21 protein-coding genes are annotated in these 26,863 nt (G+C 48.1%); 12 read left to right on the top strand and 9 right to left on the bottom strand.

The window, feature by feature from the left end:
- Positions 1-245 precede the first annotated feature (245 nt).
- From ACO0K3_RS09665 to ACO0K3_RS09645, 5 genes are all read left to right on the top strand, one after another.
- Complete coding sequence (locus tag ACO0K3_RS09665; protein WP_422984025.1) at positions 246-692, top strand: hypothetical protein; 447 nt, start codon at positions 246-248, stop codon at positions 690-692.
- A gap of 250 nt (positions 693-942) precedes the next feature.
- Complete coding sequence (locus ACO0K3_RS09660) at positions 943-2,514, top strand: amidohydrolase family protein (RefSeq protein ID WP_422984023.1); 1,572 nt, start codon at positions 943-945, stop codon at positions 2,512-2,514.
- Between the two features lie 336 nt (positions 2,515-2,850).
- A complete protein-coding gene (locus ACO0K3_RS09655) occupies positions 2,851-4,374 on the top strand; it encodes a serine hydrolase domain-containing protein (protein ID WP_422984021.1) in 1,524 nt (507 codons plus the stop codon).
- Positions 4,375-4,688: 314 nt separating this feature from the next.
- Positions 4,689-5,093, top strand: a complete 405-nt coding sequence (locus ACO0K3_RS09650) for a VOC family protein (RefSeq protein WP_422984019.1) — start codon at positions 4,689-4,691, stop codon at positions 5,091-5,093.
- Positions 5,094-5,389: 296 nt separating this feature from the next.
- Complete coding sequence (locus ACO0K3_RS09645; RefSeq protein ID WP_422984017.1) at positions 5,390-5,779, top strand: nuclear transport factor 2 family protein; 390 nt, start codon at positions 5,390-5,392, stop codon at positions 5,777-5,779.
- Between the two features lie 120 nt (positions 5,780-5,899).
- Here the strand turns inward: ACO0K3_RS09645 and aceA are convergent, their stop codons facing one another.
- Together aceA and ACO0K3_RS09635 are read right to left on the bottom strand one after the other, a co-directional pair.
- Positions 5,900-7,198: an isocitrate lyase gene (gene aceA, locus ACO0K3_RS09640; protein ID WP_422984015.1), complete on the bottom strand. Its 1,299-nt coding sequence runs from the start codon at positions 7,196-7,198 to the stop codon at positions 5,900-5,902.
- 1,041 nt (positions 7,199-8,239) lie between these two features.
- Complete coding sequence (locus ACO0K3_RS09635) at positions 8,240-10,705, bottom strand: capsular biosynthesis protein (protein WP_422984013.1); 2,466 nt, start codon at positions 10,703-10,705, stop codon at positions 8,240-8,242.
- A gap of 189 nt (positions 10,706-10,894) precedes the next feature.
- Here ACO0K3_RS09635 and ACO0K3_RS09630 point away from each other — a divergent pair, with 189 nt between their 5' ends.
- On the top strand, positions 10,895-12,223 hold the full coding sequence (locus ACO0K3_RS09630) for an O-antigen ligase family protein (RefSeq protein WP_422984011.1): 1,329 nt from the start codon (positions 10,895-10,897) through the stop codon (positions 12,221-12,223).
- Here ACO0K3_RS09630 and ACO0K3_RS09625 read toward each other — a convergent pair.
- Genes ACO0K3_RS09625 through ACO0K3_RS09605 form a run of 5 tightly spaced genes read right to left on the bottom strand, consistent with a single transcriptional unit; the run spans position 12,220 to position 17,689 of the window.
- The gene (locus tag ACO0K3_RS09625) at positions 12,220-13,275 is read right to left on the bottom strand and encodes an acyltransferase family protein (protein WP_422984009.1); all 1,056 of its coding nucleotides are present in this window, start codon (positions 13,273-13,275) and stop codon (positions 12,220-12,222) included. The two genes, ACO0K3_RS09630 and ACO0K3_RS09625, sit on opposite strands and share 4 nt — an antisense overlap.
- 25 nt (positions 13,276-13,300) lie before the next feature.
- Entirely contained in the window at positions 13,301-14,302 is a 1,002-nt protein-coding gene (locus tag ACO0K3_RS09620) for a glycosyltransferase (RefSeq protein WP_422984007.1), read from the bottom strand.
- Positions 14,269-15,228 carry a polysaccharide biosynthesis tyrosine autokinase gene (locus tag ACO0K3_RS09615; protein ID WP_422984005.1) on the bottom strand — a complete coding sequence of 320 codons (960 nt, stop codon included), beginning with the start codon at positions 15,226-15,228 and terminating at the stop codon, positions 14,269-14,271. The genes ACO0K3_RS09620 and ACO0K3_RS09615 overlap by 34 nt, the downstream gene beginning before the upstream one ends.
- The gene (locus tag ACO0K3_RS09610; RefSeq protein ID WP_422984003.1) at positions 15,221-16,669 is read right to left on the bottom strand and encodes a Wzz/FepE/Etk N-terminal domain-containing protein; all 1,449 of its coding nucleotides are present in this window, start codon (positions 16,667-16,669) and stop codon (positions 15,221-15,223) included. The genes ACO0K3_RS09615 and ACO0K3_RS09610 overlap by 8 nt, the downstream gene beginning before the upstream one ends.
- 12 nt (positions 16,670-16,681) lie before the next feature.
- Positions 16,682-17,689, bottom strand: a complete 1,008-nt coding sequence (locus ACO0K3_RS09605; RefSeq protein ID WP_422984001.1) for an SLBB domain-containing protein — start codon at positions 17,687-17,689, stop codon at positions 16,682-16,684.
- A 325-nt stretch (positions 17,690-18,014) separates the two neighbouring features.
- Here ACO0K3_RS09605 and ACO0K3_RS09600 point away from each other — a divergent pair, with 325 nt between their 5' ends.
- Both ACO0K3_RS09600 and ACO0K3_RS09595 read left to right on the top strand, forming a co-directional pair.
- Positions 18,015-18,974: a glycosyltransferase gene (locus ACO0K3_RS09600; protein WP_422983999.1), complete on the top strand. Its 960-nt coding sequence runs from the start codon at positions 18,015-18,017 to the stop codon at positions 18,972-18,974.
- Positions 18,975-19,020: 46 nt separating this feature from the next.
- Positions 19,021-20,439 carry an undecaprenyl-phosphate glucose phosphotransferase gene (locus ACO0K3_RS09595; protein WP_422983997.1) on the top strand — a complete coding sequence of 473 codons (1,419 nt, stop codon included), beginning with the start codon at positions 19,021-19,023 and terminating at the stop codon, positions 20,437-20,439.
- A 55-nt stretch (positions 20,440-20,494) separates the two neighbouring features.
- On the opposite strand, the gene ACO0K3_RS09590 is transcribed toward ACO0K3_RS09595, so the two are convergent.
- Complete coding sequence (locus tag ACO0K3_RS09590; protein WP_422983995.1) at positions 20,495-21,769, bottom strand: YihY family inner membrane protein; 1,275 nt, start codon at positions 21,767-21,769, stop codon at positions 20,495-20,497.
- Between the two features lie 176 nt (positions 21,770-21,945).
- Between ACO0K3_RS09590 and wrbA the strand changes: the two genes are divergently transcribed.
- The 4 genes from wrbA (at position 21,946) to ACO0K3_RS09570 (ending at position 24,854) form a co-directional block, all read left to right on the top strand.
- Positions 21,946-22,557, top strand: a complete 612-nt coding sequence (gene wrbA, locus ACO0K3_RS09585) for an NAD(P)H:quinone oxidoreductase (protein ID WP_422983993.1) — start codon at positions 21,946-21,948, stop codon at positions 22,555-22,557.
- Positions 22,554-22,952 (top strand): DUF2069 domain-containing protein, encoded by a 399-nt coding sequence (locus ACO0K3_RS09580; protein ID WP_422983991.1) that lies wholly within the window; start codon positions 22,554-22,556, stop codon positions 22,950-22,952. Before wrbA ends, ACO0K3_RS09580 begins: the two co-directional genes overlap by 4 nt.
- 5 nt (positions 22,953-22,957) lie before the next feature.
- Positions 22,958-24,364 carry an FAD-binding oxidoreductase gene (locus tag ACO0K3_RS09575; RefSeq protein ID WP_422983989.1) on the top strand — a complete coding sequence of 469 codons (1,407 nt, stop codon included), beginning with the start codon at positions 22,958-22,960 and terminating at the stop codon, positions 24,362-24,364.
- Positions 24,365-24,443: 79 nt separating this feature from the next.
- Complete coding sequence (locus ACO0K3_RS09570; protein ID WP_422983987.1) at positions 24,444-24,854, top strand: hypothetical protein; 411 nt, start codon at positions 24,444-24,446, stop codon at positions 24,852-24,854.
- Positions 24,855-24,889: 35 nt separating this feature from the next.
- On the opposite strand, the gene ACO0K3_RS09565 is transcribed toward ACO0K3_RS09570, so the two are convergent.
- Positions 24,890-26,611, bottom strand: a complete 1,722-nt coding sequence (locus ACO0K3_RS09565; RefSeq protein WP_422983985.1) for a methyl-accepting chemotaxis protein — start codon at positions 26,609-26,611, stop codon at positions 24,890-24,892.
- Positions 26,612-26,863 lie beyond the last annotated feature (252 nt).

The following is a 26,863-nucleotide window of genomic DNA, read 5'->3' as shown; positions in this document are numbered from 1 at the left end:
AATGATGTTGTTCGATTACACGCCATTGCGTATCGGCAACAGCAAGTTGAAACACAGATTTGGCCAAATCAACGGCCACGGTAGTAGCATTCATAGTGGACTCCTCGCGTTGAAATCTGATCCCCATACCCAATGTGAACCAGTGCGCTTAATATCGCGCAAAAAGGCGGGAGAGTCCATTCCATCAATCGAGAGGACGTCACCCGGCAAGCCGGGCGCCGCCTCTCATCTCAAACGTTAGGCCTATGAAAAAATTATTCGTTATCATGGGTGCATTGCTTATAGCGGCAACATGTCTCGCGGCGGATAAAATCTCTGGCGCCTACGGTCACTCTTACAGAATCAAGGACCATCCGCTGGGCAATATTCCATTCGGGTCAAGCATCAAGATCAAAAAGCAGTCTGAAGACAGCGCCTTTGTACAAATCACGTTAAATGAAGCTACAGCAGGCAGCTCTTGTGGCGGTGGCTTGAGTGGTGTTGGAAAGTTGATTAAAGACAAGATCACGTTGACCAAAACTGAAGATAAAGAGACCTGTGTCGTGTCAATTACAGTAAGCAACAACGCAGCACATGTCACGCAGGAGCTCAATTGCACAGGCTTCCATGGCGCAGGCTGTTCTTTTGACGAAGCGGCGTCCAATCTTCCAAAGATCAATCGTCGAACTCGGAATAGAAAGACGCAGCAGTAATGCAAAATGCACGAGGCAAAACCACCCAAGGCCAGCCGCGGCCTAACAACTCAATCTAGGGGATCGCCAGCAAGCTGGCTCCCCCTGATCTCGAGCGTTAGGCGTCATCAAATCCGCATAACGCATCGCACAGACCCAAACGCCGAATCCCGAGACGGAGCCACAAAGTTGACTATCATCATTTTTTGGCACCTAAAGACTTACGATTCCATTTTTTATGAATTGGCAGCACCAGACGGAAGTCATAATTTTGAGCGATACAACAATGAGCGTTTTCAATTTTTCTCAACGGTCTATTAGAATGTTGTTTTGTCGCGCGCTCACCACGGCGGCCATTCTACATGTGGCGAGTTTGAGTTTACCGGTAGCGGCGGCAGACTTACTTACAAAAAGTGCCGCGAGTATGCCCAACGAGGCTGCAAACGGGGCTGCGCTCGCAATTGAGGGCGTCACCGTTCTTCCGATGACCGATGCGGATACCGTTCTGCGCGATATGACTGTGATTCTTCGCAATGGGCGTATTGAGGCAGTTGGGTCCGCTAAGACAATTCATATTCCAAAAGGCGTTCGGCGTGTGAGCGGCGCAGGAAAGTGGCTGATGCCATCACTGACAGACATGCACACGCATCCCGAAAATGACCGCCTCGCACGGCTGCTGCTTGGAACTGAAGATGTGCCTAACGGCACGGTGCGCACCGAAGACATTTTTTTGCCATATGTAGCCAATGGCGTGCTGCAGATCGTCAACATGTCCGCGATGTCCGAATCTATCGGGCAACGGATTGAAATCGAAAGCGGCAGAGTGCTTGGTCCGCACATGGCGCTGGCAGCGATGGTTGACGGTGATCCCGCTATGTTGCCGGCGGGATTGTCACGCTCGGCGTCCACGCCAGCCGATGGCCGCCAAGTGGTTCGCGACGTCAAGGCGGACGGCTACGATTTCGTGAAGGCCTATAGCAACCTTGATACGCCAACTTTCGTCGCCATCGTTGACGAGGCGCGCAAGCAAGGCATGCGGGTTGTCGGGCACCTTCCACGCAAGAAGGCAGACCTCAGCCAGCCTTGGCTGGACGCGGGTTATTCGATGGTAGTGCATGCCGAAGAGTTTGCCTTCCAAGCCAAGGATGTTGCCGACGCATATGCCAAGATTCCAGAATTTGTAGCACTCGCGAAGGCGAATGGTTTATGGCTGGCAACCACTCTGATCACCGACGAACGCATCTTGCAGCAAATGCGAGATCCGGCCTTTATTAAAAACCTGTCCGAACCCCGTTTCCTGCACCCGCTTACGCGAACCATGTGGGTGGATCGCAATGGTTATGCCAACTCGCCACCTGCTCGGCTCGCCTTGGTCGAAGCAATCACCGCGTTCAACCGAAAACTGGTGAAAGAATTTATTGACGCGGACATTCCCGTAATCCCCGGAACGGACGCCTTCCTTCCTGGCGTGGCGCCTGGTTTTTCTTTGCACGATGAGTTCGAGGCGTTGGCCAGGGCGGGACTGACGCCGCAGCAAATTCTTTTTGCTGATACCCGGAAGGCCAGCGATTTTCTAGGTTTTGGTGCTGATCGCGGTACTGTTGAGATAGGAAAACGGGCCGACCTCGTACTCCTTGACGCCGACCCTTTCGAGAAGATTTCGAACACGCGCAGGATCGTAGCGGTGATTTCAAACGGTCGCTACTATTCGAGCGCTACGCTAAACAAAATGCTGGATGCGATGGCCGCTCGTTACGCGACCATGGCTCTAATCAAGCCAGGAGTAAGCGCGAAGCCCGCCGTCGGTGGCCTCGATCATCCTTTCGAAGACGATGCTTATTGATGGCGGCTTTCCAGCCCTCCCCCAGCAAGCGTAGGGTGCGTTCCACGCACCGTCTTTTATAAATACTCCCTAAATGTATATCTAGAGTGTTCTTACATCATCTGAACAAGAAAATGTATTTATAGCTATTATTAGAAATAAGTATATGCGTAACAACATTCATATTGTTACGCTTTAATTATAATTTTTTACATCTAATGCGGTGCGTGGAACGCACGGTTGTCTTCATGATCAGTTGAAGAAATGTAGGTCAAGCCTCCTATTTATGTTACGTCGGGTATCATTCTTAAATAAAAATTAAATCATTTGTTAGCGACATCAGATGCAGGAGATTTTGTGCGGATTTCCAAACGCTTCGTTACTGTGTGTGTCATGTGTGCGGCTGTTCTCAACGGCGCAGGTGTGCGTAGTGCATGGGCGCAAGAGACATACTGGCCCACGCACGGATGGCGCTACTCCTCCCCGGAAGCGCAAGGGATGGATTCCCAGGTGCTGGCCGGCGCGTTTGACTACATTCGCGACCACCATACGCCGATCCACAGCCTGACCATCGTTCGCAATGGCTATGTCGTACTGGATGCCTATTTCTGGCCGTTCATGGATGGACAATTCCACGATGTCGCGTCAGTGACGAAGAGCGTTACGTCGACGCTCGTCGGGATCGCAATCGGCAAGCACGAGCTGGAGCTTCGCCAGTCGCTGACTTCGGTCTTCAACCAACGAAGAATCGCGAACCTGGACGAGCAAAAAAAACGTATGGCCATCGAGCATTTGCTGACGATGACCTCCGGGTTGGACTGCCACGCCAGCCTCGGCGAGATCACACTGTCCCAGATGAGGAAAAGTGCCGATTGGACCCAGTTTATGCTGGATCTCCCGATGCGCGATGAGGCCGGAAGCCATTTCGAGTATTGCTCCGGCGGAATGCACATCCTTTCTAGCGCGATCACAAAGGCGACAGGCATGAGCGCACTCGATTTCGCACGCCATGAACTGTTTAACCCACTCGGCATCGGCAACGTAGCATGGCCGGCCGATGCCCACGGTGTGTCGTATGGCTGGGGCGACCTCCACCTCGAACCCCGCGACATGGCGAAATTAGGGTATCTGTGGTTGAACAAAGGTCGCTGGGAAGACCGACAACTCGTTCCGGAGAAGTTGATGGAAGCTGCTATTCAGGGACGTTCCTTGCCGATGAGCAGCGATACGAAATATGGATATGGATTCTGGATTTATCCGAACAGGCAACCGCCGCTGTTCGAAGCACTCGGTCGGGGCGGTCAACGTATCAGCGTCTCCCCGGAGAAGAACGTTGTCGTCGTTTTTACGGGCGGAGAGTTCGAGCCTGGCGATATTGGTGCGTTCATAGGTCGCGCCATCAAGTCCGATCAGCCCATGCCTGAAAATCCGTCAGCGGCTGCCCGGTTAACGGCTGCTGTGAAAGATGCGGCAACGCCGCCTCGTCCAGTGTCACCTATCCCGCATCTGCTAAAGAAGGTTTCGGGCAGGCGGTATACGCTCACGGCGAACCCAATCGACCTGAAGTCCTTTGTCCTCACGTTTTCAGGAACTGAGGTTGCGCACCTTCAGCTAGAACTAGGCCATCGAAGCGATCCATTAAGACCGATCGGACTAGACGGGGTTCCACGCGTATCTGCTGGCGGCAATTTTGGCTTGCCAGTTGCAGTCAGCGGAGCGTGGGAAGCCGACGGTACCTTTCTCGTCGAGTACAACGAAATAGGCAACATCAACATGTACCAGTTCCGCCTGAAATTTTCGGGTGATGATGTCGACGTGGAACTGAGCGAGCGATCGCAGGTGATTCCAAACGCACGGTTCCACGGGACATCCGTCAATTGAGGTCAAGAACATGGAGTCAAATTATCTGGGCAAGAAGGCATATTGTCACGAACTCATAAGGAGTATATGCAATAGCATCGCACATCATTATGCGTGCGCACCTTAGTTTTAAACGCAGTTTGGTTCGTGAAACGCCACCTACTTTTGTCGCATATTTATTAGGGCAAACAAATATGCTCAACCTCCATCCGACTCTCAAGCGATTTAAAAAAATTGTCTATTCTTATTTTGTCGGCTATCTTTGCGACATGAAAATGAAATCACGTTAGGCAGTAAAAAACTTCATTCTTACCCGCGATAAAAAGGTGAATTACATGAGCAAACAAATATTCCTGAATCTGCCGGTTTACGACTTACCCAAATCGCTGGCCTTTTTCAAGGCGCTTGGGTTTGCAAACAATCCACAGTTCTCTAGTGACAGCGGCGAATGCATTGTCATCAGCGACACGATTTTTGTTATGTTGTGTACTCGGGATAGATTTCGAGACTTTACGCCAAAAGATATTTGCGATACCAGCAAGGCTGTAGAAATGCTGATCAATCTTAACTGTGAGAGCCGCGAAGAGGTAGATGGTCTGGTTGCTAAGGCACTCGCTGCGGGCGGTTCAACCTATGATAAGCCCGAGGATTTAGGCTTCATGTATTCGCACAGCTTCGTGGACCCCGATGGTCACGGGTGGGGGCTCTTCCATATCATTGCCACACCAGAGCAGGAATGATTCGCGAGCGAGCGCAGAATGTGTTTCACACACCGTCTTTTACAAATACTCCTACTATGTATATTTAACGTGCCCACGTATTACTTAGGCGAGAAGACATATTTATATCAATTGATGGGGGAGTATATATAACGACATTGATATTCCTCAATGTGCAAGCGCAAGTTTTATACTTGTCTTGTACTTAAGACGATGCTTGAAACAAATTATGCGACTCCGTTTTGCCGGTTATCTTTGGAAAAAAACACCCCCCTGATTCGCCCCACTACACCTCATCCACGTTCTGGAGAAAATTTATGTCGTCTGACCCAATCGCGATCTGGCATCAACTCGTTAAGGAACACAATACGCGAGAACTTGATGCGTTACTTGCTGAGGATGCTGTCTTCTATTCGCCAGTGGTGAATACGCCTCAAGTCGGAAAAAGCATCACGAAGCAATATCTCAGCGCTGCGCTTCACGTGTTTGCCAATGAATCGTTTCATTATGTTCGGGAGCTCACGGGCGATCACGATGCGATTCTTGAATTTAAGCTGGAGTTAGATGGCATCGCGATTAATGGTGTTGATATGATCAAATGGAATAAGGAAGGTAAGATCACAGAGTTTAAAGTGATGCTTCGTCCACTGAAGGCGGTTAACCTGATCCATCAGAAAATGGCTGCGATGCTTCAGCCGGGTACGTAGGCCATACAAGCCTTGCTCAAAGGAACGCCATAAAGATAAAAAAACCGCACGATCTGCATCGTGCGATTTTTCTTTTTACTACTTACAGTTCAGCGTAATTTACGCTAAAACTGAAATCAATTAAGCGACTTTTTTAGCGTCGAAAAATTGTTCGTCCTCTGTCGAGCCATGCAGCGCTGTCGTAGACGATTGGCCTTGTTGAATGACTTGTGTCACTGCATCAAAGTAACCTGTACCAACTTCACGCTGATGCTTGACTGCTGTAAAGCCTTTTTCTGCTGCGGCGAATTCTGCTTCTTGCAATTCGACGAAAGCGGACATCTGGTTACGTGCATAGCCATGTGCCAGGTTGAACATGCCGTAGTTCAATGCATGGAAACCAGCCAGTGTAATGAATTGGAATTTGTAGCCCATTTTGCCCAATTCTTTTTGGAACTTGGCAATTGTTGCGTCATCCAGATTTTTCTTCCAGTTGAATGATGGTGAGCAATTGTAGGACAACAATTTACCTGGGAACTTGGCATGGATTGCATCAGCAAATGCTTTTGCGAATTCCAGATCAGGCTTACCAGTTTCGCACCAGATCATGTCGGCGTATTCGGCATAAGCCAGGCCACGGGAGATCGCTTGTTGCAGACCTGGTTTAGTTTTGTAGAAGCCTTCAACAGTGCGCTCGCCAGTCAGGAAAGGCTTGTCATTGTCATCGACATCAGATGTGATCAGATCAGCTGCTTCTGCATCGGTACGTGCCAGCAACACGGTTGGTGTGCCCATGACGTCCGCTGCCAGACGTGCTGCGTTCAATTTCTCTACTGCTTCACGTGTTGGTACCAATACTTTACCGCCCATGTGGCCGCATTTTTTAACAGAAGCTAATTGATCTTCGAAGTGGACGCCTGATGCACCGGCTTCGATCATGGCTTTCATCAATTCAAACGCGTTCAATACACCGCCGAAACCGGCTTCTGCATCGGCCACGATTGGTGCGAAGAAATCTGTATCGCCTTTGCCTTCAGACCATTGGATTTGATCAGCACGTGTCAGGCAGTTGTTAATGCGCTTAACAACCAATGGTACTGAGTTGGCTGGATACAAAGATTGATCTGGATACATTTCGCCAGCAACGTTGGCGTCGCCTGCAACTTGCCAGCCGGACAGGTAGATAGCTTTCAAGCCCGCTTTAACTTGTTGCATCGCCTGGTTGCCAGTCAATGCGCCGAGGGCGTTGACGAATGGTTCGTTATTAACCAGATCCCACAGCTTGATGGAGCCGTTTTTCGCCAGTGTGTGCTCAACTTTGATCGAGCCACGCAGATTAACTACGTCTGCTGCGGTGTAGTTACGTTTGATACCGATCCAGCGTGGATTGGTATCCCAGTCTTTTTGCAATTCAGCAATCTGTTGTTCGCGTGTCGTCATGGTTCTCTCCTGTGGGCAAAATAAATGAAACTGTTAAAACTAATGAAAAGTGAATTCCGTTGAGAGAAATAATAGGACATTTTTTGCGAAGCAACAAGGTCTTATATAAGACATATAACAAATATTTAAACATTTAAAATCAACAACTTAAATACTATTTTTTGCGATGTGAAATAATATCTCTCAGAATGAGAAAAATAATTTGTGCAGACCCTCATTTATTTTTCACATTATGAAAAATAAGTTTCACATCATAAAATTTGGTGTTTATCCTTATTTTATTAAGAAAATTTAGTTTCAAAGTGAGCGTTGATTTGCTGTTTTTGTGATCAGATTTTGCGGGATAAGCTGGCAAACGAATAAATTGCGCAAATCTGGCAACTCCGGCAGTTTCCGGATATTGATTTCTGATGTGCCCAAGACTGACGCAAAAACTAAAGCCACTCGCTATAGAAAAACCGGAGACACAAAGAAAAGGCATGCGTAAGCAGTTCCATTGAATATCAATATCAAAGGGATTGCTAACAACCCTTTAGTCGGAATTTTAGTCGGGATGCAAGGCTAGGCACAAAACGTAGCCGTACGTCGGTGTTGTGAGGCTTTAAGATTGTGTGTACCGACGACGCGACGCACTCGATTAAAGGATTTTTAGAAATTTCCAACACGAATCCGCAAGCGGAGTGCGCCTGTTGGCACGAAAACCCTTTGGAAGCCGCATCCAGCCTGCGGGTTTATGTAGGGAACTTCTAAAAACCTCTAAATTAAAAAATTACGTCGATAGCACTGACGCAAAAACCAAGGCCTCTCAACACATAGACGCGGAGACACGGAGAAAAAGCAAGAGCCAGCAGCTCCACGAAATAAGGATTAAAGGGTTTTTAGAAGCTCTCTGTGAGGGCATCTAAAAACCTGTTTTCTGGTGTTTCTTTACGTCTGATTTATTGTGGCGGTTTTTAGAAGATCCCATGTACATCGCAGTAAGCCGCTTGTCGTTTTGCGTAAGCCCTGCTTATGTACCTATGTGTTGGTGTGTATATGAACTTATTCACCTACCAGCTCATACCAAGGTGACAAGCGGTTGGACTGACCGATATCCGTCACAACGTCAGTCGTATTGAATCGAATTTCAATGCCATTTTTGTGCTGCTTGATTAGCGATGCGGGCAAGGCTGCCTCACGTCGTCCGGAACCATCGAGCGGAAAGACGCTCAGATTCCGCATACGAGTTGGCACAAACACTGTCGCCTGTACCCGCTCCAGCCATACCGGTGCTTGCCCGTCGCGAGGGCCTGAGGGCTTGTTCACAGCCGAACCGGATTGAGCGTCAGGCTCCAGAGTCCACCAGCCGCTACTACCGGGATAAGGAATGAGTTGCTTGGGACGCTCTGGCATAGTAGTCGGCTGACTGCCGACGACACTGGCGACGACGGTCAGCAATATTCTCTTTGATCTAACCAGACTGAGTCCGTCGCGACTGGTTGCGGTGACAACGGCAAAACGCCTGCCACTCTGATTCAATTTCACGGCGATTCCCTGAGCTTCTGAGACTGCCGGACTGAACGCATCAGTATCGCTAAATCCTGTCCATATCATGCTGTACGGTGTCGTCACATGGAGTTGCGCCGGGTCGGGCGTGTATTGCATACCACTCCCCTGCCCTTGCCACGGAGCCATGCTGTCGTTGATGGTCTGAGGCGCATTGACAGCACCAGTAGTTCGCCGGGGATCTGATGATATCGGCGGAGCTTGAGCGGGCTGCTTGTTTTGTCCAAGATATTGCATGCCGATGCGCGTTAAAAATGCATCCCGGGGGCTGAGGCCGTAGTGGCTCAATAAATACGCAGGATAGGCCGACTCATCTCTGAGCGCGGCGACCATTTGTCTTGCATCCAGGCTCATGGGGATTGTCTTTTGTCCGGATAGCGGGCGTATCTGAAAAAGACGGAACATCGCCGCTGAGGTCCCCGTATTGGCGTACTGCGCCCAGTTACCGCTCAGGTTAAAACTATCAGGAACAGAATTCCACGTATCCCCATCAATATACTGAAAAAGAAACAGCCCATCCCAGTCCTGTGCACTGGCGAAGGCAGTCAGGACGGGTACAATCTCGGCTCCTTGCCTATTGGGATATGCCTGATTGAATTCGCTCAATACAAAGGGCTTATTCACATCGCGAAAATATGCTCTCTGCAATAGCTGGGGCCAGGCTTCTTTGAGCGCCGAACTGTCACGAATGCGCCAGTCGTTTCTATCCCAGGCCTGATGCGGAAAATCGTAATGATCGACATAAAAGTGCTCGTCCACATAATCCATGTCCTCCTGCGCATCGGCGTTCATGACACCGCCGTAATACATTTGCGTACCAGTCACCGGGATCAGATTACCGACCTCCGCACGAATCGTACGGCGCACGCCTTCCAGATATTGCTTATCCATCTCGGTTAAAAACAGCGTGAAGTCGAGTACACGCAGCCCTGCGCCTTGCGTATGGGACTCAAAGGAATGTCCAAAGATTTCGGGAGACGAAAGACCGACTTTTGCCATTCCCTTGCGAGCCAGTTTACGTAACTTACCGGACCAGCCATAGGCACCCTCGACCACATGGGATTCCGTCGACTTAAGCAATAAGCCACCCTGTTTAGGTAAGTCGCAGGCGTCCCACCTCTGGCATGCGGCGTTCATGCTGCCATAGCGTTTGAGCGCCCAGCGCTGCCACTGTAATTGCAAGAAGCGCTCGTATTCTCCTTTGATCGCGTCGACATCACCACGCTGCCATGCGCCCAATAAGGAAGATTCGTTATTGATCTCTATCATCGCCAGCGCCGGATCATTACTTAAGCCAAGGCGGCGCAATAGCTCACGTGCATATTCGTTTTGCAGCGCAATCATGCGCGGCTCAAACAAGTGATAGGGATGGCTGGCATAGGGCATGCGCTCGCCGGGAGCCAATGGTGTCACGCCGTCAACAGCAGGACGAAAACTGTAACCCACATGCAGATTCAGGTTGACGTAAATACCTTCTGCTTTCAGCGCCTCGATAAAATTGCGCAAGCGGAAGATCGCTGTCGCATTGAATGTGGGAAATGCCCCGGTCGTCAAAATACCTCTGGGCTTGTCTTCACTATCACTGAGTATGCTGTCGAGATGATGCAGGCGGACAGCATTGAAGCCCAACTTACGTAAGCGCCTGGCGATGCGCGGTGCGTCGGTTTCGTTCGGAAAATTGGCCGCACTACTAAGGCTGATACCAAAAAAACGTATACGGATGTCATCGGTCGTGTTGGGCCGGCCATCTGCCCCAACGCGATAAAAATGTGCGCCTTTAGTAAAGATCTTGTCGGCTTCGGTCAAGCTATGATTCAAGCCGCTAAAATCCGGCGCACCCGTCAATGCATCTTCATTGATGGCGAATGGGTAAAATCCGGTTTCTGCCTGTGCCAATCCCGCATTCAGCAAGCACAATCCTGTCAGCAATATCATCAACGGATAGTTGAGCAAACTGAACATCAAGCGTCGATCGCAAAGGCGGTGAATGACAAAGTACATAATTCAATAACAGAATGAGAGACGCTCACAATAACGCAGAACAACGCAGGCATGAATAGCCGGTCATAAAATTAACAATCGCTGACAACGAAGTCACGCTTTCGAGGCACAATAGTGTATTAATACAAATCAAACAAATCCACGCCCGCCATGCAAGAGCTATCGGCCGCCCGCTACCAGCAGCAACATCCTTTGAATTGGATAGAAATCGCTGCCATCCGTTTGATGGTCGTGTGTTTCGTCTTATTTTCCCTTTTGCCTTATGGCATATCCTGGGATTACGCAGGCACATCCGAGCTGACGATGGAGGGCTCGCTGAATACCAAACTGGAATGGGGAAGTTTATTTCTCATCTCGACGATTTTATTGATACGTCATCTGCCACTGACTTTGCGCTACCTGCGGGTCATCAATCCGTTTCTACTACTATTAATCTTCTGGTGTCTGGCATCTTCGTTCTGGTCACCTTTACCTGCTGTCACTTTTAAAAAAGCGATTCAGTTAGTCGGCCTGGTCATGATTGCTCTTGCGATACAACTATCGTCGCGTCCTCTGGATTTATTTATTAATGATTTGAGATATACCCTGACGGCTATTTTGATTGCCTCATTTTTTGTCGCAATTGCGATCCCCAGCATTGGTGTTGACGTAGAGCTAGGCCGTGCCTGGCGCGGCATCTTGTCGCAAAAAAATGAATTAGGCCAGGTCGCTGCGCTCTGCATCCTGCTTTGGCAAGTCAGTGCCTGTGACGGCAGCACCTCAAGCCGCTCTATGCTGATAGCAATCCTGTTTGGCTTTTTTGTATTGATCATGTCAAAAAGCTCGACCAGTCTGGCGATTACCCTACTGAGTTCTGCACTTTTTCATTTATTTCGCAAGCAGAGGATAGAGTCCGCCTATTCAATGACACGAGCAAGCCTGTCAATCGGCATTGTGGCCTTACTCATGGCGTTTACCTTCTATATGTTTGAGTCACGTCTCCCGACTTATGGTGAGATCACGTCTCCGATTGCCGGCTTATTTGGCAAAGGTTCGGACTTAACCGGGCGTACCGACATCTGGCAATTGGTCGAACTGGAAATAGCCCGGCATCAGTGGATGGGCTTAGGTTATGGCGCCTTTTGGTTAGGCCCCGGGAGTTTGTCCCAATACGTGATTGATGCCCTGTTTTGGGTACCGCTACAATCACACAACGGTTATCTGGACATCCTGAATGAACAAGGATTGATTGGTCTGTGCCTGGCAATTTTGGTATTGCTCAAACAATTACAGCAATTGTTTCTGATGACCTATGTAGACCGTTTGCAAGCGGCGTTCTGGGGCACTACCCTGATGGTAGTGATCATCACGAACTTCACTGAGAGCAGCTTATTTCGCGGGTTCGGATTCCAGAATGTTTTTTTCATTTTTGCATTAGTTACTGTGACCTCATCGCTACGCCGGCTAAAAGAAGATGCAACAAGGCCGGTCAACACCTAATGCAAAAACCGTCGTCCGATACGGGCAAAATACTGCTCTACATACCGGTAAGATAAGTCTGCACAAATCCACGACGCAATCAACAAAGTGGCGATCCGTATCCATAGCGCAGCATCGGGCATCCATGCCGTGATCAAAGTAAAAATAAGATAGTGGTACAGATACAGCGAATAACTGATCTTGCCTATATAAATCATCGGACCAGACGACAACAAACGTTGAACCGGGTTATCAATAAAAACTAAATGACAAAACAGGCACGCTAAAGCGATGCCCTGGATTGAATACCGTAAAGATTCGCGAAAAATCTCATTGCGTACCAGTAATGAGAGCAACATCAAGAGAGCGCCAGATACCAATACCCGGCGATCTGAAAAAAACTTGTTTATCCAGGAATAACGCGTCAGCAAAATAGAAAACCCGGTGCCGAACAAAATCGAATCCAATCTGGTGTCGGTTCCCTTATAAATACGGTCATGCGCTAACTGCTCAAGTCCGAATTGAGTAATCAGGTATAAACGCCAGAGAAATACAGCAACAATCAACCCAGCGATCAAACGCAAAAACCTTGTTGTTTTTCCTGCCAGCGCGGCAAACAAAAAAGGAAAAATCAGGTAAAAATGTTCTTCTATCGCCAAAGACCAGGTAATCGATAGCGGTGCCAGCAAGGTATCGTCACCAAATCCAAAGTAAATTGCATAATAGTTAGCGTAATAAAGAAACACCGACAATAGCTCGATTAATTTAATCGTTTCTCCCATCGCCAGCATCGCAAGCAAAGACAAAATCACATAGACAATCAGCGCTGGCATTAAGCGAAAAAAACGCCTGAGATAAAACTGTCTGATATCGATCTGTGTAGTTGTATCCCATTCGGCGATCATGAGGCGCGTGATAATGAAACCACTGATAAAGAAAAAAATGGTGACGCCTAAACCGCCGGGAACAATATGTCCTAGCCATGCATGGGAAATCACAACGAGCAAGATAGAGACCGCACGCAAGCCATCGAGTGCAAACAGGCGATTTGGATGCGGATGTGGATGCGTCATAGGTCCAGAACTATATTGCCGCGCATCAGGAAGAGCTGCCGTAAGCCTGAGATAAGCTACCGAAAAGATAACTGAGCTTACCGGCCTGTGACGCAAGGATCCGTAACCATTTAAATGACGACAGAGGTTTAAACACCAGCAAAATGATCACCAGCAATGCCGCAATGACTAATTGCAATAACGCCCGGCTCGCCAGATACGCCGCACGTAAACTGCGTGCGCGTCCCTGCTGCATCGCCAGCTCCGTCCGCATAAACAATTGTCCAGTCCTGTAAGAGCGCTGTACCAGCCATTTGGGTTGAGCACGATCAAGCGGTATCCATTCATATACAGGTGCTTCATCACACCACACCATGCGCGCCCCGCCTGCGCCTAGCTGGCGAAACAAAATAGAATCTTCGCCCCCTGTCTTGCCATAGGCAGCATCAAACGGTCCACTCGGGCCGCTATTGGGTGAACTTACGGCGTCATCACATAAGCGCATCAATGCGCTTCTACGTATCAATACGTTACCGCTGCGGGCATCAGTCTCTGTAACAGTCGTTCCGGTGACCAGACGACGCCGGTCAAAATAGCCGCCCTGCTTTAACCAGTTGGCGACGCCGTCGGCGTATTCAGCGAGTACAGGGGCGAAGACCAGATCGGCGCTATATTGTTGTTGTGTCTTCATGAGTTGAGAAAGCCAGGTCGGCTCTGGACGCTCGTCATCATCAACGAACACAATCCATTCACCCGATGCTGCGTGAACTGCGGCATTTCTTGCCAGTGAAATATTTGATTCAGTTAGCGTGACAGGTATCAGACGGTCACCGAATTGTGACGCAGCTTCTGACAACACAGCGCTTGCAGATTGAGCAGGATCATTATCAACGACGACGACCTGAATAGTCAGACGCGTAATGTCTTGCTGAAGAATCCCGTCCAGTAAAGCGCGCAGCAATACGGGACGGCGAAATGTACAGATACAAATACTGATATCAAGCATATCTGCCGTCAAGAGAATAGAGTTGCGCGTATTTTTTTCCACCAACCCGTTGCAACCTCATTCGTTACCCGGTTATCTTCAGACTGATTGTAAACAGTACCGACTATGTCGACACCAGCAACCTGAAGATCTGCCATGGTTTGCTTGAGCGCATCGAGCTGCGTCTTATCTTTCCTTGCCAGAACCAGCGCTGCACCTAACTGATAGGCGACAATCTGCGCATCGGAGGCAAGCGATGCGGCGTGCGTGTCAACGATAAATGCATCGAACTGGTCCCAACAAGTTGCCAGTACATTCTGGACATTAGGCGCGCGCAATATCTCTAAGGGATTCGGAGGCTTAGGACCCGCTGGCAAGATGTGCAGATTCGGCATCAGCTGTATGAGCGCACTCTCTAGGGTAATACGACCAGCCAATACCGATGACAAACCATCAGGACGATCCAGACCAAAATATTTTTCCTGTGCCGAATGACGTAAATCAGCGTCTACCAGTAAAGTCCGCTTACCTGATTGAGACAGCGCAATGGCGAGACTAGCCGCCATATAGCTCTTACCCTCGCCTTGAGCGGGACTGGCGATGACTAACTTAATTTTGTCCTGATGCTCAAACTTAAGCAACAGCTCACTACGCAAGCGCCGGATTTCTTCCGCTTCCAGACAAAATGGATAGTGCAATATATTGAGTGAAGGATGCGCCGTCCCAATCAACAAATCCTTTGATGCATAACCGAATTGTTCACCGAGCGCCTGATCAAGCTGACCTTGTGTCAGCAATCCTAAAGACAATGCCGCATCGCCAAACCGCAGATTTTTTTCTATCTGAGTTCGGGCAATCTGTTCGATCTGCGCTTTGGTGAGTAAGCCTTTTTCAAGAAACAGTTCACCTAAACGGCCAATTTTTGGCATGGCAACATCTTCTCCTTGCGCTGTCGCAATAGCCAGATGCTCTGACGGAAACTTATCCATGAAAGCCTCTTAATTGATCGTTATTTTTTGTGGCAGTTTGCTGATCAAATAGTTTTTCAGCAAAACCAACTTTGGCTAATACTGGAACATCGAATTCTCTTTCCAGATCATCGACGCAGCGTATCTTACGCCGAGATAGTTCGAGTAAAAATGCGACGCCAAATCCAAGCAAGACGCCAGCAATCATGCCAAAAATCAGGTTATTACGTAGCAGAGGTTTGGACTGACGTTCAGGCAACTCTGCCCAACGCATCACGGATGCATTAGAGATCACTACGTTACTTGTCATCAGTAATTCGTCAAATTTTTGGATGGCAGCGTTATAGATTTTTTGGACGCTGTCCAGCTGACGCTGGTAGGAGCTGATGACGTCACGATGCTGTTTATTTTCCAATGTGCGCTTTTGGTAGCCTGCCAGATCTGCTTCAATGACTTTCTCTTGCTGCATAAATCGGTATTCATTTGATTTGAGCGCATCGACTGCGGTAGCTGACTCTTTTTGTAAGCGCTCATTGAGAGATTTAATTTCTTCCTCGATCGCGATATAACGCGGATGTCTGGCACCTAATGAGGTTCTGGCATTGGCGAGCTGCATTTCCAGCGCACTGATACTCGCTTTCAAACCAGATATATTCCCGATCCCGGCGATCTCTGGAATATCCGCACCACGATTACCATTACTCATCAAGCGCTCCAGGGATTGACGTTTTGCCTGCGCCTCGATTCTCGCGAGTTGAACGTCGACCAGTCTTGCGCTGAGATTACCCATTTGTTTGGAGTCCAGATCTGAACGCTCATCTGTGTCAATAATCTGATGTTCCTGCTGGTAGGCCGTCAGTTTTTTTTGCAAATCATCCATCTGACGACTCATATTTTCTAACTGCGCATTGTATTGATCTCGTCTAGCACGGGCCGGAGCATTCATCATTTCCAGTGATAAATCCATATACGATTTGACCACGGCATTGACGACATCCTTGGCATGCTGTGGATCACCGGACGCATATTCAAGTTCGACAACCCGGCTGCTTTTGTGCGGCGTGACATCAATATTTTTTACGATATCTTCGGCAAGAGCACGCAATCCACGCTGTTGTCCGTATTTTTTGATATACCGCTGCCCCGTAGTGCTGTCTTCCAGCTTCAGAGAGGCGATAACACGCTCCGCAACCTGAACACTCTTGATCACGTCGAACTGGGTTTGCAGGTAACTTTCGTCCTGCATAGGATGAAATTGACGACCACCGATGGGATCATTGATGCGGTAGTCGATATACACATCGGCAGACGCAATATAGGTTTTTGGTAAGAGCATGCTCGCGATCGCTGCTACTGCTACGGCCAATATTACGATAGCAGCAATAAGCATACGACGGGCACGCAACATCGCACCAATCTGAGCAAAAGAGAGTAGTAAATCGCCGGTCGAATTTTGCTTCATGATCCAGCCACTTTAAAACAATCGTTCATTGATAAACAGCACATCACCTGGCAATACCTGATCGGTAATTTTTGCAGGAATTTCTTTTGTTCCGCCATCCTCTGTTTTTCGATAGATCGTCATACGGCGCGTTGATCCTCGTTCAGTGACTCCGCCACCGATCGACAGTACACGCATGACAGTCAGTTCTTCTTCGATGGGATAGTTACCGGGTTTTCTGACTTCGCCGTACACATAAAAAGTCTTTTGCGACGAAACGAATAAGACGTCATTTGGTAATATTTTCTGGTTCAGCTTGTCCGGTGTCTGTGTCGTCTGCGGATCAATTCTCAAGGGAACATAGTCCACCGTCTCAGACTCAGCTTGGCCTTTGCTACGACGCATAAGACTGATGCCTTTGTCGGCGCGATTGTTCAGACCTCCCGCCAGGCTCAGCGCATCTAAGAGCGTCAGTTGATTCGGTAAGGGATAACGCCCGGGCCTTTGCACCTCACCGAGCACAGAAAACGTTCGGCTGAGTTGCTGCAAGACTTTAATTGCCACCTTGGGGCTGCGCACATATTGTCCCTGCTCCAGCCTGTTCGCAAAGAGAATAGCGACTTCCGCTGGAGTTTTTCCCTTGGTATCGATGACGCCGACCAGAGGCAAAGTGATTACACCACTTTCTCCAACGGTCACATCGGAAGTCAGATCCGGTTGACCAAATACGGTAACCAATAGCTGATCCCCCTCACCGATCACTTCGCGTGCAGAAGTCGGACTATCTGAGGTTTGTATTGGGCCTTGTATTGGATTTTGAATTTGATCTTGCTTCGCCGTGTCTTGCATCACTGCAGGCGAATTATCCTTCGCTGCAAGAATGGCATTTTCAGGTGCGATACGGTCAACCAACTTCAGTTGTAGCTGCGGTCGTAGCGTGGATTGTAGCGTCGGTTGTAGTGGCACGTCGGGCAGCACTTTGGGCTGCGTATCGATTGCTGGCTGGGCGAAGACAGGCAGACAGAAACAACTCAGTAACAAACAAGTAAATGTTTGAACTCGTGAAAGGCAGTTGGTCCGACTGAAAAGTGAAAAACTCATCTAAATAAGTGCCTGACATTAAAAGTACTCAATTCTATCTTGCAATAATAAAAGAGGTTGCAAATTTTTGTCATGAAAACAAGCTGAGCAACAAAGCAATTCCATAACCAGATATGACACAATGAAAAGACAAATTTGATAACAATAATTAACTTTTGATTGATTGTTGATTCTATGCAAACTAAGTTAACATAAGCAAAGCTTTCTCGTTTGCACGAAGAGATCCGACCGATCAGCTATTCACTCGAGAATACAAGGTACTCGCATGACACACTCGCCGACACAATCCGAATTTACTTCCCTACAAAGCATCCAGGTACCGCATCCCCCGACCTACCCTATGCGCGTTGTACCGCTGGTCATTATCGCGCCGGTTCGTGATGAGGCAGACCTGATCCAACTAACCTTGGATTCGATGGTGAAACAAACCGTCAGACCTGTTGAGTGGGTGATTGTTGACGATGGCTCACGAGATGCAACGCCAGATATCGTCAGAGCCTACGCAGAAAAATACAGTTTCATCCGTTTAGTACAAAGACCAGACCGCGGATTTCGTAAAGTCGGCGGCGGCGTCGTCGCTGCATTTAAGTACGGGATTAGCCAGATACAACATAGCGACTATCAATATATCGCAAAACTCGATGGCGATATGTCGTTTGGCTCACGCTATCTCGAGATCATGTTCGGCAAGTTTGAAGAAAATAATAAGCTTGCCGCAGTTTCTGGAAAAGTGTACCGCGAAGAGCAAGGTCAAAAAATAGAAGAATTCATTATCGATGAACATGTTGCCGGCCAATTCAAACTCTATCGTCGTGATGCCTTTGAAGAAATTGGCGGTTTTGTCGAGGAAGTAATGTGGGACGGCATCGACGTTCATTCAGCACGGATGAAGGGCTGGTCAACCATGAGTTTTTACCACCCCGATGCCATCCTGATGCATCATCGCCTGATGGGTTCTTCGGATAAAAATGTGTATCGTGGCCGTCTGCGCTGGGGACGCGGCATCTGGTTCATGGGCTACCACCCGCTTTATGCCCTGGCATCAAGCGTATTCCGCATGCGAGAAAAACCGTTTGTCATCGGTGGCATCCTGATTATGGCAGGCTATCTTGGCGCAGCACTGAAAGGCGCACCACGCTACGACAATCTGGAATTTCGCCGTCATCTTCATCAATGGCAGCTAGGTCAAATTAAAACCTTGTTCATCAAAGGACAAAAATCTTGATCAAGATTATTCCGCTCATTAGCTCGTCAGCAAAGGAGCTAACTTTATGATGGGTCAGGTTTCTTACGGCAGAGGTACGCAACCGTCGCAGGTTATGACTGCGATGGTAGGTATCGCTTTTGGCGTTGCCGTTACGATGACCTTGGTTGCCATTATTGATTATTACGGCAACACGGATCTTGATGCCTTCGGTCTGCGTATTTTCATTGCCGGACTGGCTAGCATCATCGCGTTTTCCAGCCACAGATTACTCAATTCCTTACAGGATCGCCGGTTTTTCTCGCTTATTCCTACTCTGACTATCCGGTGGTTAGTCGTGTTCACTCTGGTTTTGGTCAGTGCCTACGCAGACAAAAGCACCGAACGCCTCTCCCGTGTCGTGATGTTGACGTGGCTGGCAATTACACCTTTGTCCTTGATGCTGACCGCTGCCAGTATTCGTTTGTTTGGCGCCTTCTTTTACTCCAATCCAGCCAGACGCCGGAAAGCTGTTTTAATCTGGTCTAATTCGGCATGTGCCGACCTGATCGATTCGTTGCGGAGAACACCTCTGGCAGCAATCGACGTGGTTGGTTTTTTTGATAACCGCAATGATTCCCGTCCACCGAGCGGCTTGACACGCTTAGGCAATCTCGATGACGTAACGGAATGGCTAGTCGATCCAAAAACAGGTCGATTAACAGTAGATGTGGTCTTTATTGGGCTCAACACAAAAGAGCCCCCGGAACTTGCTGAAATTATCGCGATTCTTCAAGACAGTACTGCATCGACTTATTTTGTGCCTGAGTCCTTGATCTTTGGCATGCCTGGAATACAGTTACGGGAAATGGCTGGCAAGCCCGTCCTGGCCTCTACTGAGACGCCATTTATCGGCTTAGCAGCATTACCGAAACGCATACTGGATCTAATGGGGGCGAGTCTGGGATTAATCCTGCTGTCTCCGTTACTCATGACGGTCGCCATCGGTGTAAAACTCAGCTCACCCGGCCCGATTTTTTTCAAACAAAAACGCTATGGTGTTGCAGGTAAACCGATCAGCATCTACAAATTCCGCAGCATGAAAGATCATAATTCTGAGGGGCCGGTGATTCAGGCCACCCAGAGGGATAATCGTGTCACGAGTTTTGGACGTTTCATCAGAAGCACGTCTATTGATGAATTACCCCAGCTGTTTAATGTGCTGATTGGAAATATGAGCCTGGTCGGACCACGCCCGCATGCGGTTGAGCATAACGAGCTATACCGCAAGCTGGTTCACGGTTATATGTTGCGACACAAAATCAAGCCAGGCATCACCGGCTGGGCGCAAGTCAACGGTTTCCGCGGTGAAACCGAAACTCTGGAAAAAATGCAGCGTCGTGTAGATCTCGATTTATATTACATTCAGCACTGGTCAGTCTGGCTGGATCTCGTCATCCTGTGGAAAACCGTAGGTGTTTTATTCGGCGATAAGAACGCTTATTGAGGTTTATTGAATGCCTACAAGAGTAGCTTAATAATGGCAACACATGCGATGTGCACTATCTGGCGATGATCTGATTTAACTCTTTGCGATTGCCGGAAAAATACGATTCCCAGCTTTGATCCAGACCGTTCTCAATAATTGCCTCGACCTGCATGGCGAGGGAACTATGAGCAATCGTTTTAAAAACGAATAGTCGGTATACATGTGAAAGTTTCAGCAGTTCCGGGTTGGCCAGCATGACCCAGCGTTCTGCACCTTCATTGAGTTTTTTCCACCATGCCAGTCTGGTCGTTTGTGGTGACTCGGATGCTACTCTAGCTACCCAGCCAACTTCCAGCATTTGCTCCAGCAACCCATCAATTTCGTCCAACCCGAATCTCGTCTTGACCCGGATAGTAGCAACATCGACCGCCGCTCCCTCGTTGGCATTACGAGCTTCATATAAGACTCTGAGAATGTCGATCGCATCGATAAACGCGCTGCCCGGTGCCGGACTGTGCCACCAGCGCTCGTATTTAACTATCGGCAAAGCCGCAGCAATTACTGCGCCAATTAGGGTAATCAACCACGATAAGTAGATCCATACCAAAAAAATAGGTACTGCAGCCAAGGCGCCGTACACCACGGTATAGGTCGGGAATTTAGTCACAAATACAGCGAAGATACGCTTTGCGATCTCAAAAGCAATCGCGGCAAACAAGCCTCCCCACGCCGCATCATGCCAGTCGACAGTCCTGTTGGGTACTGCCAGATACAGCAGGCTAAAAGCAACGGTGGTAAAAAATACCGAAACTAAAGTATAAAAAACACCGCCGATAAACGGTACCGTCCCAACCACACCGCTGGTTGCCGTGAACAGGTAAGAGGTAATCGTAATGGATACGCCAATCAACAGTGGCCCAAGTGTCACAATAGCCCAATACACCAGCACTCTCTGGGCCCATGGTCTGCTACGCTTTACTTGCCAGATTTGATTAAACGATTTATCAATCATCGCCATGGTAGTAACCGCCGTGACCATCAAGGCGACACCGCCAACGGCAGACAGCCGGGTCGCTTTGGTAGCAAATTGAGTGAGATAGCCAAGTATCGTGCTGGAGATGTCTTTCGGCATCAGACTCTTTATAAAATACGCCTCCAGTGAGGTTCTGAATGTATTAAACAAAGGAAAAGCGGTAAAAATCGCTAGAGCAATCGTCAGAATAGGCACCAAAGCCAATACTGTCGTAAACGTCAGACTGCCTGCCACCTGTGGCAAGCGCCCTTCACGCAAACGCTGGTTGGCAAATAAAAATAAATTGCGAACCTGACTCCAGGAAAACTTACGCATAAAATTCTTTGTCCCTACATTACTTACCAATAACATCACCATCTCAACCAATCACAACAAAATATAATTAAAAATTACGTCAACAATTTCATAAATAATACGCACTAAGTCAGCAAGTACATCAGCAAGCATATCCATACATGGTTACAGACGAAAAGCCCCATATAATAGCAAGCATGAACTCTCAACAACTAAGCATTCTCGTTTTATATTATTCACGCCACGGTAGCACCCGAAAAATGGCAGAATATATCGCCCAAGGTATCGAAAGCGTCCCCGGTTGCGATGCCCGCTTACGCACTGTGCCCGCAGTATCTGCGGTAACACATGCCACCGAGCCTGAAATACCGAATGATGGCGCACCCTATGTCGAATTAGCTGATCTGAATGAATGTGATGGACTGGCATTAGGCTCCCCTACCCGCTTCGGCAATATGGCTGCGGCCATGAAATATTTTTGGGATGGCACAGCAACGGATTGGCTTTCAGGAACCTTAAGCGGAAAACCTGCGTGTGTATTCACCTCGACCGGTAGCATGCATGGCGGACAGGAATCGACTTTACTATCGATGATGCTACCTCTGATGCACCACGGCATGGTACTGCTGGGCATTCCGTACAGCCATCCTGAATTGATGTTGACCAGCACAGGTGGCAGCCCTTACGGCGCAAGCCATTGGGCAGGTATCGATGGAAAAACTGCGATCTCTGATGACAGTAAAAAACTCGCGGTTGCTCTTGGCCGACGGCTGGCAGAGACAGCAAAAAAATTGAAAGCGTCCGTGTGAACACCTCCCGACAATCTATTTATTACTACCTGACCTGCGGCAGTTTAATCGCCTTGATTGTATTGCTGATCCTATGGGAAACCGTATTAGCGCCGCTAAGACCCGGCGGCTCCTGGATGGTGTTAAAAGTGATTCCTATCCTGATTCCATTACGTGGCATCTTAAAGAAACAAATTTATACGATGCAATGGTCATCTATGCTGATACTACTGTATTTTACAGAGGGTGTAGTTCGGGTCTATAGTGATAAGGCGTGGTTATCCAGCGTACTGGCCGGACTAGAGGTCGTCCTGACTGTTTTGTTCTTTTTTTCTGTTATTTTCTATCTCAAGCCACATAAAAAAGCAGCTAAAGCAGCCAAAATAATCTCCCAAGATCAACTCAAAGCAGAGTAAATCAGATGAATCATTTCCTGAGCCTGTGTGAGCAAGTTATTGGTAAAGAGAACATCATACTCAACGAAACTGAGGGGCAAGCTTATGTCACGGACTGGCGTAAGCGCTTCAAAGGTAAAGCACTGGCAATACTGCGTCCTGGAACAACGGAACAAGTCGCGCAGCTGGTCAAACTCTGTAATACCCACATGATCGCGATTGTGCCTCAAGGTGGCAACACTGGCCTGGTATTAGGTAGTGTGCCCGATCAAAGTGGCAAACAGATTGTGATGTCATTGACCCGTTTAAAGCAAATACGCCAGATTGATCCGGTTAACAACACGCTGACAGCAGAGGCAGGATGCCTGCTCGCAGAGGCACAATATGCCGCCGAGCAAATACAACGACTATTTCCATTGTCTCTGGCATCAGAAGGTAGCTGCACAATCGGTGGCAATCTCTCTACAAATGCCGGAGGTACGGCGGTACTGCGATATGGAAATGCTCGCGAATTATGCCTAGGTCTGGAAGTGGTCACCGCGAACGGCGAAATCTGGAATGGTTTACGCGGTCTAAGAAAAGACAATACCGGATATGATTTACGCGACCTGTATATAGGCGCAGAGGGTACCCTAGGCATTATCACAGCAGCCGTTTTAAAACTATATCCGCAACCCAAATCACAAGTTACAGCGCTCGCAGCCGTCGCATCACCTGACGCCGCACTCTCTTTACTCACTCTTGCTCAAGAAAATGCTGGCGCGACATTGACTGCATTTGAATTAATGTCTTCGGTGTGCGTTAACTTGGTTCGGCAACATTTTCCTGATATCGCCATACCGGCTCTCGTCCCGTCCCCTGAATATGTATTGCTGGAAATCTCCGATCATGAGTCTGAGCTACATGCGAATACTCTTCTGGAAAATTTACTGAATAACGCAATAGAAAAAAATATTGTCACAGACGCCATCATTGCCACATCGATTCAGCAGTCAAAAGGCATATGGCATCTGCGCGAGTATATTTCTATGGCACAAGCTGCCGAAGGAAAGAATATCAAACACGATGTCTCTCTCCCTATTTCGGAAATCGCCCGGTTTGTAGCATCAACAAATATCTTGCTTCAGGAGGCCTTTGCAGGTTGCAGGATGGTGATATTTGGCCATCTCGGTGACGGGAACTTACATTACAACGTATCTCCGCCAAAAGACATGCCAGATAGTTCTTTCATTCTGTACCAGGCCTCAATTAATCAAATTGTACATGACAATGTGCACCGCTTCGGCGGTTCGATTTCAGCAGAACACGGGATAGGTATGCTCAAAAAAGAAGAGCTACTTCGCTACAAGTCTCCGATAGAAATGCAATTAATGCGTAGTATTAAGATGGCGTTAGATCCGGACAATTTAATGAATCCTGGAAAAATTCTCTAATTTCGCTCACTTCTCAAATTAATACGGACAAAAAATGATCCATAGTTCGCCGAAAAAATTACTATTGATGTGTTTGACGATGCTGACACTCGTCAGTACATCACAAGCCCAAACCTATAAATGCGACGTGAATGGCAGCGTCAGTTATAGTCAGACGCCCTGCATCGCCAGCGCAAAACAATCTGTCATGGATACACCTGCGGCTATCCCGCCTTACTCTGAAAAAACCGCAAAAGAAATTGCCACTAAAGAAAAAAACAAAGCCAATCAACTTGCGCAGTCTCGCCATAAAGCAGAAGAAAAAAACGATAGGGAAATGAAGGCGATTGCCGCTCGTAACGCCAAGAAAAAACAACAATGCGATGCACAGCAATTAAAAATTAAATGGGCAAAAGAAGATTTAGCGAATGCAAAACCTAAGGCTGAATCACAAGCTAGGCAAAAAATAAAAAGAGCTACCGAAAAGGCAGCTCTCGTTTGCGGAAAATAAATTGTGATATCTAAATACTGGAATCAACACAGTTCTCAGAACTCTTCCCAGTCAGCATCTGGTTTTTCACTACGGCTTGATTTGCCGGGACTCTGATTAGATGTTGGAGCAGGTTTTGCCGAAATTTTCAGCTTTGCTGCTTGCGATGATTTTTTCTCTGGCTTTTTTTCTACCCGCTTTGTCGTCACTGCCGGTGCCACCGATGCCATATCCGATGTTTTGAAAACTCGGACTGTTTGCGCCAAAGCCTGAGCCTGTTCTTCCATACTCTCTGCCGCTGCCGCTGCTTGCTCTACCAAGGCTGCATTCTGTTGCGTCATTTCGTCCATCTGGGTAATGGCGAGGTTGACTTGTTCAATCCCGGCACTTTGTTCCTGGCTTGCTGCCGTAATTTCGCTCATGATGTCGGCGACATGCTGGACACTGGTGACAATTTCGTCCATGGTCTTGCCTGCTTCGTCGACTAGTTTGCCTCCTTGTTCTACTTTGTCGACGGAGTCGTCAATCAGGGCTTTGATTTCTTTGGCGGCACTGGCGCTGCGTTGCGCTAAGTTGCGGACCTCTGAGGCGACAACCGCGAATCCACGCCCTTGTTCGCCAGCTCTGGCGGCTTCAACAGCGGCGTTGAGGGCAAGGATGTTGGTCTGGAAGGCGATGCTGTCGATGACGCTGATGATGTCGACTATCTTGCGGGAGCTGTCTTTGATGGAGCCCATAGTGTTGACAACCTGCCCCACAACGGCGCCTCCTTTGACTGCGACACTGGAGGCGGAGACGACGAGCTGGTTGGCTTGTCTGGCGTTGTCGGCATTTTGACGAACGGTACTGGTGAGTTCTTCCATGGAGCTGGCTGTTTCTTCAAGCGAGCTGGCTTGTGATTCGGTTCTGCTCGATAAATCAGCATTCCCTGATGCAATCTCTTGGGACGCTACTGTGATCGTCTCAGTTCCCTGTTTAATTTGCGAAACAGTGTCGATCAGATTAGTCTGCATCAGCTTCAGCGATTGCAGGAGATCGCCGATCTCGTCACTGACATCAATCTGGATATCATTGGTAAGATCACCGCTAGCAATATGATCTGCCACACTGGCGGCACGTTTAATCGGCAGAGAAATAGTACGAGTAATATACCAAGCAGCAAAGATACCAATAGCCAGAATGATGAAACCAACCACAATCATACTAGTCATTGAGACGCGATAATTGATCTGCGATTCATCGTAGGTCAATTTCATTGCCTCTCTCTGTTGCTGCGCTAACTCAGTGAGCGCAACCATCCATTTTTCATGCGGGATGCCAAATTCAGTTTGCAATAAGGACGCCGCATCAAAATAATTTCCCTCTGAAACGAAAGATTTGATTTTATTCACAAGTAACATGACAACTTGTTTTTGTTCAAAGGCTTTTACCAGAGTCGCCTTGCCCTCTTGCCCATCTATCAGTTGTTTTGCCAGCTCTTCAGATTTATTGTAACTATCGACAATCTGAATTAATTTTTTTGTCTCTCTCTCTGCCTCGGCAACATCAGTAGGAGCCGTCATTTTTCTCAACACCAGAGAAAGCGCTCGCCCTTGTTCGCGCATCTCAGTTGCCGCACTCAGACTGGCAACCTTATTATTAAATATATAGTCAAGGGATCCGTGCTGCTGACTTAAGCGAAATATTCCTAAAGCTAGTAAGCCAAGTGCAAATAAAAGCACCAAACCAAATCCGAGCGTTAGACGGGTACCGATTCTGATGTTAGAGAGCAGTTTCATATAACCCTTTATGAAATATAAAATGTATTCGCTATGTCGTTGGAAAACGTATTTCCAGATAGCTGATGTGCGGGACAGTGCACTGAGAGCCCCAGAAAAACTGCGTTGCGCCTGAAGAACTTGTCTCTTTTTTCTGATTAAACACAATGTATCTATTACTCAATAGTATCACTGGAGAAATAAAACTTTTCAGCGCAATGAACTCAACTGATTAAATTTTTTAAACTGCACAATTAGTTCGTTTTTAACACT

Origin of the sequence: Undibacterium sp. Rencai35W, assembly GCF_049340185.1 — a bacterium.
GTDB lineage: Bacteria > Pseudomonadota > Gammaproteobacteria > Burkholderiales > Burkholderiaceae_D > Undibacterium.
The sequence above is the reverse complement of the archived record's forward strand: the minus strand, read 5'-3'. Positions and strand labels throughout refer to the sequence as shown.